The sequence below is a fragment of the Thioalkalivibrio sp. ALJ16 genome (assembly GCF_000377345.1).
GTDB lineage: Bacteria > Pseudomonadota > Gammaproteobacteria > Ectothiorhodospirales > Ectothiorhodospiraceae > Thioalkalivibrio.
Map to the genome: position 1 here is coordinate 66,258 of NZ_KB898048.1, position 12,403 is coordinate 78,660.

9 protein-coding genes and 4 tRNA genes are annotated in these 12,403 nt (G+C 64.2%); 12 read left to right on the top strand and 1 reads right to left on the bottom strand.

What is annotated here, in order from left to right; translation table 11 throughout:
• Position 1 precedes the first annotated feature (1 nt).
• The 12 genes from queC (at position 2) to D000_RS0110505 (ending at position 11,470) form a co-directional block, all read left to right on the top strand.
• Complete coding sequence (queC, locus tag D000_RS0110450; RefSeq protein ID WP_026279917.1) at positions 2–688, top strand: 7-cyano-7-deazaguanine synthase QueC; 687 nt, start codon at positions 2–4, stop codon at positions 686–688.
• 127 nt (positions 689–815) lie between these two features.
• Entirely contained in the window at positions 816–2,087 is a 1,272-nt protein-coding gene (locus D000_RS0110455) for a YeeE/YedE family protein (protein ID WP_026279918.1), read from the top strand.
• A 141-nt stretch (positions 2,088–2,228) separates the two neighbouring features.
• Positions 2,229–2,304 (top strand) — tRNA-Lys (locus tag D000_RS0110460).
• 130 nt (positions 2,305–2,434) lie between these two features.
• Positions 2,435–2,521, top strand: a tRNA-Leu gene (locus D000_RS0110465).
• 82 nt (positions 2,522–2,603) lie between these two features.
• Positions 2,604–3,911 carry a trigger factor gene (gene tig / locus D000_RS0110470; protein WP_026279919.1) on the top strand — a complete coding sequence of 436 codons (1,308 nt, stop codon included), beginning with the start codon at positions 2,604–2,606 and terminating at the stop codon, positions 3,909–3,911.
• A complete protein-coding gene (clpP, locus tag D000_RS0110475; RefSeq protein WP_018873476.1) occupies positions 3,908–4,549 on the top strand; it encodes an ATP-dependent Clp endopeptidase proteolytic subunit ClpP in 642 nt (213 codons plus the stop codon). Before tig ends, clpP begins: the two co-directional genes overlap by 4 nt.
• A gap of 133 nt (positions 4,550–4,682) precedes the next feature.
• Complete coding sequence (clpX, locus tag D000_RS0110480; RefSeq protein ID WP_018873477.1) at positions 4,683–5,963, top strand: ATP-dependent Clp protease ATP-binding subunit ClpX; 1,281 nt, start codon at positions 4,683–4,685, stop codon at positions 5,961–5,963.
• An 83-nt stretch (positions 5,964–6,046) separates the two neighbouring features.
• Positions 6,047–8,512 carry an endopeptidase La gene (gene lon / locus D000_RS0110485; protein WP_018873478.1) on the top strand — a complete coding sequence of 822 codons (2,466 nt, stop codon included), beginning with the start codon at positions 6,047–6,049 and terminating at the stop codon, positions 8,510–8,512.
• Positions 8,513–8,774: 262 nt separating this feature from the next.
• Positions 8,775–9,047 carry an HU family DNA-binding protein gene (locus D000_RS0110490; protein WP_017940837.1) on the top strand — a complete coding sequence of 91 codons (273 nt, stop codon included), beginning with the start codon at positions 8,775–8,777 and terminating at the stop codon, positions 9,045–9,047.
• 11 nt (positions 9,048–9,058) lie between these two features.
• Positions 9,059–9,134 (top strand) — tRNA-Val (locus D000_RS0110495).
• Between the two features lie 36 nt (positions 9,135–9,170).
• Positions 9,171–9,247, top strand: a tRNA-Asp gene (locus D000_RS0110500).
• A gap of 336 nt (positions 9,248–9,583) precedes the next feature.
• Complete coding sequence (locus D000_RS0110505) at positions 9,584–11,470, top strand: SurA N-terminal domain-containing protein (protein WP_018873479.1); 1,887 nt, start codon at positions 9,584–9,586, stop codon at positions 11,468–11,470.
• Between the two features lie 103 nt (positions 11,471–11,573).
• Here the strand turns inward: D000_RS0110505 and D000_RS0110510 are convergent, their stop codons facing one another.
• A complete protein-coding gene (locus tag D000_RS0110510; RefSeq protein ID WP_018873480.1) occupies positions 11,574–12,374 on the bottom strand; it encodes an enoyl-ACP reductase in 801 nt (266 codons plus the stop codon).
• Positions 12,375–12,403 lie beyond the last annotated feature (29 nt).

Genomic DNA, 12,403 nt, shown 5'->3' on the forward strand with positions numbered 1-12,403 from the left:
GATGAGTCGCGCTACGGATCGGGCGGTGGTGCTGCTGTCGGGCGGGCTCGACTCGGCGACCTGCCTGGCGCTGGCCCGCGCCGAGGGGCTGGAGTGTCATGCCCTGTCCATCGACTACGGGCAGCGCCACCGGACCGAACTGGAGGCCGCGCGGCGCGTGGCGGCCGCTCAGGGGGTGACCGATCACCGGGTGGTGACGGTGGACCTCACTGCGATCGGCGGCTCCGCGCTGACCGACCCGGCGATCGCAGTGCCGACTGCCCCGACTGAGGGCATCCCGGTCACCTACGTACCCGCCCGCAACACGGTGTTCCTCGCCCTGGCGCTGGGGCTCGCCGAGACCCTGGACGCGCGCCTGCTGTACGTGGGTGCCAACGCGGTGGACTACTCCGGCTATCCGGATTGCCGCCCGGCCTTCATCGAGGCCTTCCGTGACCTGGCGCAGGTCGCCACCCGCAGCGGGGTGGAGGGCGTGGCCTGGGAGGTGCGGGCGCCGCTGATGCACCTGTCCAAGGCCGAGATCATCCGCGCAGGGACTGATCTCGGGGTGGACTACAGCCAGACCGTCAGCTGCTACCAGGCGGATCACGAAGGCCGTGCCTGCGGCCAGTGCGACAGTTGCCGTATCCGCCGCGAGGGTTTTGCCACCGCCGGCGTGCCCGACCCGACCCGCTACATCGCGTCCTGAGCGGCCGCGGACCGCCCGGACACGGCCCCGGAATGAAAAGCGGGTCGAACTCGTCTAGCGTCCGATGTATGCTGCGCACCCCATGGGTGCAGGCGTGCCCTGAAATCTTTCATCGAGAGGAAACGTGATGGAATTCTCCAGTTTCTCAACAGCTGCATTGGCGTTCCTGGGCGGGACCTTCGTGCTTGCCTTCATCATGGGGGCCGTGGCGAACAAGACCAACTTCTGCACCATGGGTGCGGTGTCCGACTGGGTGAACATGGGTGATACCGGGCGCATGCGCTCCTGGCTGCTGGCGATCGCGGTGGCCATGCTGGGCGTGGCGCTGCTCGAGTTCTTCGGTGTGCTGAGTGCCGAGGGCTCCTTTCCTCCCTACCGTGGCGAGAACCTGAACTGGCTGGGTCATGTGCTGGGCGGCTTCCTGTTCGGCATCGGCATGACCTACGCCTCCGGCTGCGGTAACAAGACGCTGGTGCGCGTGGGCGGCGGCAATATCAAGTCGGTGATGGTGATGATCATCATCGGTGTGATTGCCTTCTGGCTGACCAGCCGCGAGACCGTGTTCGGCACCGGCCAGACCCTGTTCCAGTTGCTGTTTGGCTGGATGGACAGCGTGTCCGTCCGTCTCGAAGGTGGTCAGGACCTCGGCTCCATTGTGGCCGGCGACAGCGCCACCGGCGCGCGTCTGGTGCTGGGCCTGGTGATCGGCGTGCTGCTGCTGGCCCTGATCTTCAAGGCCGCGGACTTCCGCAAGAGCTTCGACAACATCCTCGGCGGTCTGGTGATCGGCCTGGTCGTGGTCGGCGCCTGGTGGCTGACCAGCAATGTCCAGATCGACGATGGCATGGGTGGCCTGTACAGCGCCCAGGAATACATCTCGGAATGGGACTTCGTGGCCGAGCCCGAGGATGGCGAGCGCCCGGCCCTGGCCGCACCGTGGTCGAACCAGTCGTTCACCTTCATCAACCCGATGGGGCAGAGCGTGGGCTACGTGTCCAGCGGCTTTGACCGCACCCTGCTGTTCTTCGGCGTGATGGCGCTGGCGGGCGTGATCCTCGGTTCCTTCTTCTGGGCCCTGGTCTCGCGCAGCTTCCGCATCGAGTGGTTCTCCTCGTTCCGTGACTTCGCGAACCACTTCGTTGGCGGGATCCTGATGGGCGTTGGCGGCATCCTGGCGCTGGGCTGCACCATCGGCCAGGCCGTGACCGGGATCTCGACGCTGGCGCTGGGTGGCTTCCTGACCTTCGCCTTCATCGTCTTCGGCTCGGCGCTGACCATGAAGATCCAGTACTACAAGATGGTCTACGAAGACGAGGCCACCTTCGGCAAGGCCCTGGTCACCTCGCTGGTGGACATGAAGCTGCTTCCGGGTGGCATGCGCAAGCTGGAAGCCATCTGACGGCCTGATGGCGGGGAGGCGCCTTGCGTTTTCCCCGCCGGGCCGTAAACTACGCGGCACTGGAGGCCCGGTGACCCCGGGCCTTCGGTTTTGCAGTTCGGCCAGGGCGACCCGCGGGGTCGTCGCCGGCCAAACCGAAAAGGGTCGTTAGCTCAGTTGGTAGAGCAGTTGGCTTTTAACCAATTGGTCGTAGGTTCGAATCCTACACGACCCACCATTTTCTCCGGCCCCGTGCCGGCACAAGGGCCCGTTCATGCGGGCCTTTTGTGTTTGTGGGCGGGGAACACGCTAGAATGATCGGCTGTTGCGCAGTAACGGCGCGTATGACGAGAGTTTTCTGCAAGATCGCGAAAGTGGCGGAACTGGTAGACGCGCTGGGTTTAGGTCCCAGTGGGGTAAAACCCGTGAGAGTTCGAGTCTCTCCTTTCGCACCACCGTTCGCCTTCCTACAAGCCATGAAGGTTACCACTGCGATCGGCAGGGATGACCGATATTCGAACTATGACGAGGCCCTCCATGCAAGTTTCTGTTGAAGCCACCGGCAACCTGGAACGCAAGATGACCATCCAGGTTCCCTCCGAGCGGATCGACACCGAGGTCGACAATCGCCTGAAGTCCCTCGCCAAGCGGGTCAAGCTGGACGGCTTCCGCCCGGGCAAGGTCCCGATGAAGGTCGTGCGCCAGCGCTACGGCTCCGGGGTCTACCAGGAGGTACTGAGCGAGGTGCTGCAGGAGAGCTACCGCGAGGCGGTGCAGCAGGAAGGGCTGGAGCCGGCAGGCAACCCGAGCATCGAACCGACCAGTCTGGAGGGCGGCGATGCGATCGAATTCACCGCCAGCTTCCAGGTGTTCCCGGAGATCGAGGTCGCCGATTTCTCTGGCGCCGAGATCGAGCGTCCGGTGGCCGAAGTCGGCGACGAGGACATCGATCGCGTGATCGACTCCCTGCGCGAGCAGAACAAAGAGTGGGCCGAGGTCAAGCGCAAGGCGAAGAAGGGTGACCGTATCACCCTGGACTTCGTCGGCAGCATCGACGGCGAGGAGTTCGACGGTGGCAAGGCCGAGGACTTCCAGGTCGAGGTGGGTGCCGGGCGCCTGATCGAGGACTTCGAAAAGCAGCTCAAGGGTGTGAAGGCCGGCGAAGACCCGACCATCGACGTGACGTTCCCGGAGGACTACCCGGCCGAGAACCTGAAGGGCAAGACCGCGCAGTTCGCTCTGACCATCAAGCAGGTCGAGGGGCCCAAGCTGCCGGAGGTCGACGAAGAATTCGCGAAGAAATTCGGCATTGAAGACGGCTCGGTGGAGAAACTTCGCGCGGATGTGCGGTCCAACATGGAACGTGAGTTGAACCAGGCGCTGAAGGGCAAGGTCAAGAGTCAGGTAATGGAGCTGATTATCGAGCGCCACGGCTTTGATCTGCCGGACGCGCTGGTGAAGTCCGAGATCAATCGCCTGCGCGAAGAGGCCGAAAAGCGCTTTGGTGGTGCCCAGCAGAGCCAGCCGCTTCCCGACAGCCTGTTCGAGGAAGAGGCCCAGCGCCGCGTGCGCCTGGGCCTCGCCCTGCGCGCCATCATCGACCAGAAGGGCTTCGAGGTGGATGCCGACCGAGTCGAGCGTGATCTTGAAGAGATGGCATCGACCTACGAGGACCCGGAAGAGGTGAAGAACTACTACCGGTCCAATCCGCAGGCGAAGAGCAATCTGGAGTCGCTGGTGCTCGAAGACCAGGTGGTGGACTGGGTGGTCGAGCAGGGCAAGGTCACCGAGAAGAAGACCAGCTTCCAGGACGTCATGAATCCGAACAAGGAGTCGACTGAATGAGCCACAACATGGCCGATCAGGGTGCGCAGCACACCCAGGGGCTGAACCTGGTGCCGATGGTGGTCGAGCAGACCGCCCGCGGCGAACGCGCCTACGACATCTACTCCCGCCTGCTGAAGGATCGGGTGATCTTCTGTGTGGGTCCGGTCGAGGACTACATGGCCAACGTGATCGTGGCCCAGATGCTGTTTCTCGAGTCGGAAAACCCGGACAAGGAGATCAGCCTGTACATCAATTCCCCGGGCGGGGCGGTGACCGCCGGCATGGCAATCTACGACACCATGCAGTTCATCAAGCCGGAGGTGAACACCCTGTGCGTGGGCCAGGCGGCCAGCATGGGCGCGGTGCTGCTGGCGGGCGGGGCGCCCGGCAAGCGCCATGCGCTGCCGCATTCGCGGGTGATGATTCACCAGCCGCTGGGCGGTTTCCAGGGCCAGGCGTCGGATATCGACATCCATGCCCGCGAGATCCTGAAGATCCGCGAAGAGCTGAACCGCGTGCTCGCCCATCACACCGGCCAGCCGGTGGACAAGATCGAGCAGGATACCGATCGCGACCGCTTCCTGACCGCGAACGATGCGAAGGAATACGGCCTGATCGATCACGTGCTGACCCACCGCAGCTCCGCGGACGACTGATCCGGTCGTTCCGCGCCCCGGTGATCGCGCCGGGGCAAGGCCTCAAGACCGGACTCCAGTCCGGCTCGTTTGCAACCGCAGGGCAAACGGGGCATGTTCTGGAGAACACTAAAATCGCAACCGAGGCAAACGGATGAGCGACGAAACCACCCCCTCCGCCGACGGCAAGCTCCTGTACTGTTCTTTCTGCGGAAAGAGCCAGCACGAGGTGCGCAAGCTGATCGCCGGGCCATCCGTATTCATCTGCGACGAGTGCGTCGAGCTGTGCAACGACATCATCCGCGAGGAGATGCAGGAGGCCGGTCATGCCGAGCGGGACTCCCTGCCCACGCCGCACGAGATCCGCGCGATCCTCGATGACTACGTGATCGGCCAGAACTCGGCCAAGAAGATCCTCTCCGTAGCCGTCTACAACCACTACAAGCGGTTGCAGGCCAAGGCCGGCAAGGACGATGTCGAGCTGTCCAAGTCGAACATCATGCTGATCGGCCCCACCGGTTCCGGCAAGACGCTGCTGGCCGAGACGCTGGCGCGGGTGCTGAATGTCCCGTTCACTATCGCCGATGCGACCACGCTGACCGAGGCCGGTTACGTGGGCGAGGATGTCGAGAACATCATCCAGAAGCTGCTGCAGAAGTGCGACTACGACGTGGAGAAGGCCGAGAACGGCATCGTCTACATCGACGAGATCGACAAGGTCTCGCGCAAGTCGGACAACCCGTCCATCACCCGTGACGTCTCTGGCGAGGGTGTGCAGCAGGCCCTGCTCAAACTGATCGAGGGCACCACCGCCTCGGTGCCGCCGCAGGGTGGTCGCAAGCACCCGCAGCAGGAGTTTCTGCAGGTCGATACCAGCAACATCCTGTTCATCTGTGGCGGGGCCTTCTCCGGGTTGGAGAAGATCATCCAGCAGCGCGCGGAAAAAGGCGGGATCGGTTTTGGCGCCGAGTTGCGTACCACCGAGTCGGCCAAGTCCGGCGGCCAGTGGCTGAAGCAGCTGGAGGCCGACGACCTGGTGCGCTACGGCCTGATCCCCGAGTTCGTTGGCCGCCTGCCGGTGCAGGCGACGCTGGACGAGCTGGACGAAGACGCGCTGATCACCATCCTGACGCAGCCGAAGAACGCCCTGGTCAAGCAGTACGCGCGCCTGTTCGAGATGGAGGGCGTGGAGCTCGAGTTCCGCGACGACGCCCTGTCCGCGATCGCCCACAAGGCGATGGAGCGCAAGACCGGGGCCCGAGGCCTGCGCTCCATCATGGAGAACATCCTGCTCGATACCATGTACGAACTGCCCTCCATGGAGGGGGTCAGCAAGGTGGTGATCGACGAGGCGGTGATCCGTGGCGATGCCGAGCCCTACATGGTCTACGAGAATGACTCCTTCGCCCAGAAGAAGGCGTCCGCGGATTCCTGACGGGAAGTGACACGGCACCCTTGAAAAGGGGTGCCGCTGCCCCCACTTCCTTACGTACATTCGCCCAGCCCTGAGGGGGCAACATGACCGATACCCATACCTCCCAGAACGAGGTGGACTCCCCCGTCAAGCGCGTTGCTGTGCTGCCGCTGCGCGACGTTGTGGTCTATCCCCACATGGTTATCCCGCTGTTCGTGGGTCGCGAGAAGTCGATCCGGGCACTGGATTCGGCCATGGCAGAGAACAAGCAGGTCCTGCTCGTGGCACAGAAAAGTGCCGAGGTCGACGAGCCCGAGTCCGCCGATCTGCACGAGATCGGTACGCTTGGCAACATCCTGCAGTTGCTGCGTCTCCCCGATGGCACCATCAAGGTGCTGGTGGAGGGGGCCCAGCGTGCCCGCGTGATGGATATCTCCACCACCGGGGACGCCGAGAAGGACGAAGACTACTTTGTTTCCGACATCCGCCTGATCGATGAGGAGTACGACAGCGAGGACAAGGAACTCGAGGTCCTCGGTCGCTCCGCGCTGAATCAGTTCGAGCAGTACATCAAGCTGAACAAGAAGGTCCCGCCGGAGATCCTGACCTCACTGGCCGGCATCGACGACACCTCGCGCCTGGCCGACACCATCGCCGCGCACATGTCGCTGAAGCTCGAGGAGAAGCAGCAGGTCCTCGAGATCGCCAACGTGCGCGAACGCCTGGAGCACCTGGTCGCCAAGATCGAGGGCGAGATGGACGTGCTGCAGATCGAGAAGAAGATCCGTGGGCGCGTGAAGCAGCAGATGGAGAAGTCCCAGCGCGAGTACTACCTGAATGAGCAGATGAAGGCCATTCAGAAGGAGCTGGGCGATCTCGAAGACACACCGAACGAGCAGGAAGACCTGGCCGAGAAGATCGAAAAGGCCGGGATGCCGGAGGAGGCCAAGAAGAAGGCCACCGCCGAGCTGAACAAGCTCAAGATGATGTCGCCGATGTCCGCCGAGGCGACCGTGGTGCGCAGCTATATCGACTGGCTGGTGAACGTGCCGTGGAAAAAGAAGACCCGGGTCAGCAAGGACCTGGCGCGCGCCGAAAAGATCCTCAACGAGGACCACTACGGCCTGGAAGAGGTCAAGGAGCGCATCCTCGAGTACCTCGCGGTGCAGTCGCGGGTGCGTAAGCTGAAGGGCCCGATCCTGTGCCTGGTGGGCCCGCCCGGCGTCGGCAAGACCTCGCTGGGGCAGTCCATCGCCCGTGCGACCAACCGCAAGTTCATGCGCATGGCGCTGGGCGGGGTGCGTGACGAGGCCGAGATTCGCGGCCACCGTCGCACCTATATCGGCTCGCTGCCGGGCAAGATCATCCAGAACCTGGGCAAGGTCGGGGTGCGCAACCCGCTGTTCCTGCTGGATGAAATCGACAAGATGGCGATGGATTTCCGCGGCGATCCCGCCTCGGCGCTGCTGGAGGTGCTGGACCCGGAACAGAACCATACCTTCAGCGACCACTACCTCGAGGTCGATTTCGACCTGTCCGACGTGATGTTCGTGGCCACGGCCAACAGCATGCACATCCCGGGCCCGCTGCTGGACCGCATGGAGGTGATCCGTCTGTCGGGCTATACCGAGGACGAGAAGGTCAACATCGCGCACAACTACCTGCTGACCAAACAGATCAAGGCCAATGGCCTCAAGCCCGAGGAGATTCACATCTCCGATGCGGCCGTGCGCGACATGGTGCGCTACTACACGCGTGAGGCCGGCGTACGCTCGCTGGAGCGCGAGATCGCCAAGGTCTGCCGCAAGGTAGCCAAGCAGCGCCTTCTGGCCAGCGAGAAGGAGCGTGCGCGCACCACCTCGGTGACGCCGAAGACCCTGGAAAAATACCTTGGCGTGCGCCGCTTCCGCTTCGGCCTGGCCGAAGAGAACGACCAGATCGGCCAGGTCACGGGGCTGGCCTGGACTGAGGTCGGCGGCGAGTTGCTGACTATCGAGGCCAGCGTGGTCCCGGGCAAGGGCAAGACGCAGCAGACCGGGAAGCTGGGCGACGTGATGCAGGAATCGATCCACGCCGCGCTAACCGTGGTGCGCTCGCGGGCCGAGACCCTGGGGCTGGAAGAAAACTTCCACGAGAAGAAGGATCTGCATATCCATGTGCCCGAGGGGGCGACGCCGAAGGATGGCCCGTCCGCGGGTATCGGCATGTGCACGGCCATCGTGTCGGCGCTGACCGGGATTCCGGTACGCGCAGACGTCGCGATGACCGGCGAGATCACCCTGCGCGGTCAGGTGCTGCCGATCGGCGGGCTCAAGGAAAAACTGCTGGCGGCCCACCGTGGCGGCATCCGCACGGTCCTGATCCCCGAGGAAAACGAAAAGGACCTGGTGGATATTCCGAAAAACATCAAGCAGAAGCTCGATATCCGGCCGGTGCGCTGGATCGACGAGGTGCTTGAAGTGGCGCTGACCCACATGCCGGAAGGCAAACCGGGAGGGAATCCGGAAAAGGTCGAGGAAGTGGTCAAGCCGGCCAAGGAATCCGGCCGCCGGCGGGTGCGGCATCACTAAGCGACTGTAATTGGACGGGAACCGTGGCGCCAGAAGTTTTCGGCGCCACGATTGTTTTGTGACCCCGTTCATGCTTGCCCCGCAGGCCCTTTATATCGGCGTTTGACACTTTTTCGGGGGGCTTGCTATAACCCCAACCGCATCATCTGATTTCGTGCCGAAGGGCAGTCACGGGGCCATGGAGCAAACCACCCTGGCTGGTGTAAGCTACCTCCCAATCCGGCAGAAAGCCTGAGTCACCACTGAGATAAGGAAGCGCTTCATGAATAAATCCGAACTGATCGACGCCATCGCGGCGGAAGCCGATGTCCCCAAGGCCCAGGCCGGCCGGATCGTGGATGCCATGGTTAGTGTCGTGGGCGATACCCTCGCCAAGGGTGACCAGGTTTCCCTGGTCGGTTTTGGGACCTTCCTGGTGCGTGAGCGCGAAGCCCGCACCGGCCGCAACCCGCGCACCGGTCAGACGATCCAGATCGCCGCTTCGAAAACTCCTTCGTTCAAGGCTGGTAAAGCCCTCAAGGATCGCGTAAACTAGCGCGCTTTATCGGGTGCTTAGCTCAGTTGGTAGAGCGTCGCCCTTACAAGGCGAATGTCGGCGGTTCGAACCCGTCAGCACCCACCAAGTGCAACCCCTACCGCGGTTGCACTGCAAGAATACGGAGCGGTAGTTCAGTTGGTTAGAATACCGGCCTGTCACGCCGGGGGTCGCGGGTTCGAGTCCCGTCCGCTCCGCCAACACCGAGAAAGGCGCCCATGTGGCGCCTTTTTCTTTTTCGACTTCCAGAAAGAAGGTCTAGGGCGCTCAACAGGAAGATAGGAAGACAGGAAGGGTTTGACGGGGCGCGCGATGAACTCGGCGCGGCGGGTCACGGGCCAAGGCTCTCGCCGCACTGGCTCGCCACATCAAGAACCTTCCCGTCTTCCTATCTTCCTGTTGAGCGCCCTAGACCTTCTTTGTGGCGGCGGGCGTTTTGTGGTGAACCCGCAAGCGCAGACGCGCGCGGGCGCGCCTGCTACCATCGGCGGCTGATTCCCGATTTCCTCCCGATGCCGGAGTGAGTAGAGACCATCATGTTGCAAGCGATTCGTGACCGGGCCAGCGGCTGGCTCGCCTATGTGATCATTGGCCTGATCACCATTCCCTTTGCCCTGTGGGGCCTGGGCGAGTACTTCGGGGGCGCCGGGCCGCTGGTGGCGGCCGAGGTGAACGGCACGGACATCGCGGTGCGGGACGTGCACCAGGAGGCACGGGCGCAGCGCGACGAGATGGCGCGCATGTTCGGGGGGCAGATCCCGGACGACGTGCTCGACGAGGAGGGCATCCGGCTGCAGGCGCTGGAAACTCTGATTCGCCAGGAGCTGCTGCGCCAGGCCGCGGATTCTGCCGGGTTCAAGGCGGCCGGTGACAGCGTGCTGCGCGAGATCCGCGGCATGCCGGTGTTTCAGGAGGACGGGCGCTTCAGTCGCGAGCGCTACAGCCAGCTGCTGAGCGCCCAGCGCATCAGTCCGGCGGACTTCGAGCAGGATATTGCCCGCAGCATCGTGATGTCGCAGATCCAGCGCGGTATTCAGGCCACCGGGGTGATGGACACGGCGGTGGTGGACGACTACAGCCGCCTGCGCAACCAGACCCGGGTGGCGAGCTGGCGGATCTTCAGCGCCGATGACTTCGACCGCCCGGATGTGGTCGACGAGGATGCGATCCGCGAGTACTACGAGCGCAACCCCGACGAGTTCTCGACCACCGAGCGGGTGCGGGTGCAGTACCTGCGTCTTGATCCGGAAGGCCTGGAGGCCGGTGTCGACCTGAGCGAGGACGACATCCGCGAACACTACCGGGTGAACCGCAGCCGTTACGAGGAGCCGGAGCTGCGCGAAGTCCGCCAGATTCGTATTCAAGATACCGATGCCGATGGCGAAGCCCGGATCCGCGAGCTGCGCGAGCGCCTGGAGGCGGGCGAGGACTTCGCCGAGCTGGCCGAGGCGTATTCCGAGGACAGCCTGACCGCCGACCGGGGCGGCCGCATGGGCGAGATCGCGCGTGGCGATATCGATTCCACCCTCGAAACCATCATCTTTACCCTGCCCGAGGGACTGATCAGCCAGCCGGTGCGAACCGACCGTGGCTGGTTCATCCTCGAGGTCACTGCCATTGAGGAGTCGCGCCCGCAGCCGTTCGAGGACGTGCGTGAAGAGGTGGAGCAGGACCTGCGCGACCGGACTGCGGAACAGATGCAGATCGACGCGCTGGATGACCTGATGGCCTTGACGATCGAATATTCGGACAGCCTCGAACCGGCGGCCGAGGCCACCGGGCTCGAGCTCCAGACCAGCGAGTGGTTCACGCGCGGTTCCGGCGACGGCATCGCCGCGCACCGCTCCATCCGCAACGCAGCCTTTGCGCCGCGGGTACTGGAGGACGGCGACAACAGCGAGGCGATCGACCTCCAGGATGGCTCTACCGTGGTCCTGCGCGTCGATGCCCACGAGCCCGCCGAGGTACGGCCGCTGGACGACGTGGCGGATGCCATCCGCGAGCGTCTGCAAAGCCAGGCCGCGGCCGAGGCCGCGCAGGCCGAGGGCGAGGCGCTGATCGAGCGGCTGCGTGACGCCGAGGACTGGAGCGCCGAGGCCGAGGGAGAGGAATGGCAGCGGTCGGTCGAGGTTACGCGCGCGCATGCCGCCGATCTGCCGCGCGGGCTGCAGGAGCACCTGTTCCGCATGCCGGCCCCGGCCGAGGGCGCGGTCGAGATCGCCGGAACCCGCGTGGGTGACGGCCACTTCGCGGTGACCGTGCTGGAGGCAGTGCGCATGGGCGAGGATCAGGTCGCCCCCGAGGCCCGGCAGCAGGCCCGGGAACAGCTCGAGAACGCCTATGCCAGCGCCGAATTTCGGGCCTATCTCGCCTGGCTGGAGGAGCGCGCGGACATCGAGCGTTTCCCGCGCGCACTGGAATAGGACGGCGCGGGCTCGGCCCCTGGCGCCCGCAATAGAAAAGCCCGGCCCGCTTGCGCGGCGCCGGGCTTTTTTCTGCCCGAGGGCAGGAGGTGGTGTGGCGGGCCTACTTGTCGAGGCCGATCTCGGCCGCGCCCAGGCCCACGGTGCTGTAGCCGGAGTCGACGTGCATGACCTCGCCGGTGACCCCGGAGGCGAGATCGGAGCAGAGGAAGGCCCCGGCATTGCCGACCTGGTCGATGGTGACGTTGCGGCGCAGCGGGGCATTGGCCTCGACATGGTCGAGGATGCGCCGGAATTCGCCGATGCCGGAGGCCGCCAGGGTCCGGATGGGGCCGGCGGAGATCGCGTTCACCCGGGTGCTTTCCGGACCAAGGGTGTAGGCGAGGTAGCGGACATTGGCCTCGAGGCTGGCCTTGGCCAGGCCCATCACGTTGTAGTTGGGCATCGCCTTCTCCGCACCAAGATAGCTCAGTGTCAGGATCGAGGCGTCGCGGTCCTTCATCATCCCGCGTCCGGCCTTGGCCAGCGCGGCGAGGCTGTAGGAGCTGACGTCATGCGCGATGCGGAAGCCGTCGCGGGTCATGTTGTCGAGGAAATCCCCTTCCAGCTGCTCCTTCGGTGCAAAGGCCACCGAGTGCACAAGGATGTCGACACCGTCCCAGTAATTGTCCAGGTGTTCGAATACCTGCTCGATTTCGCGGTCGTCTTCCACGTTGCAGGGCACGAGGATGTCGGAGTCGAAGTCCGCAACGATCTTCTCGACGCGGTCGCGCAGGCGCTCGTTCTGGTAGGTGAACGCGAGTTCCGCGCCCTCGCGGTGCATCGCCGCGGCGATGCCGTAGGCGATGGAACGGTTACTGGCCACGCCGACGATGAGTGCGCGCTTGCCCTTCAGAAAACCCATTTGCAACTCCTTGGATTGGGAAACACTGA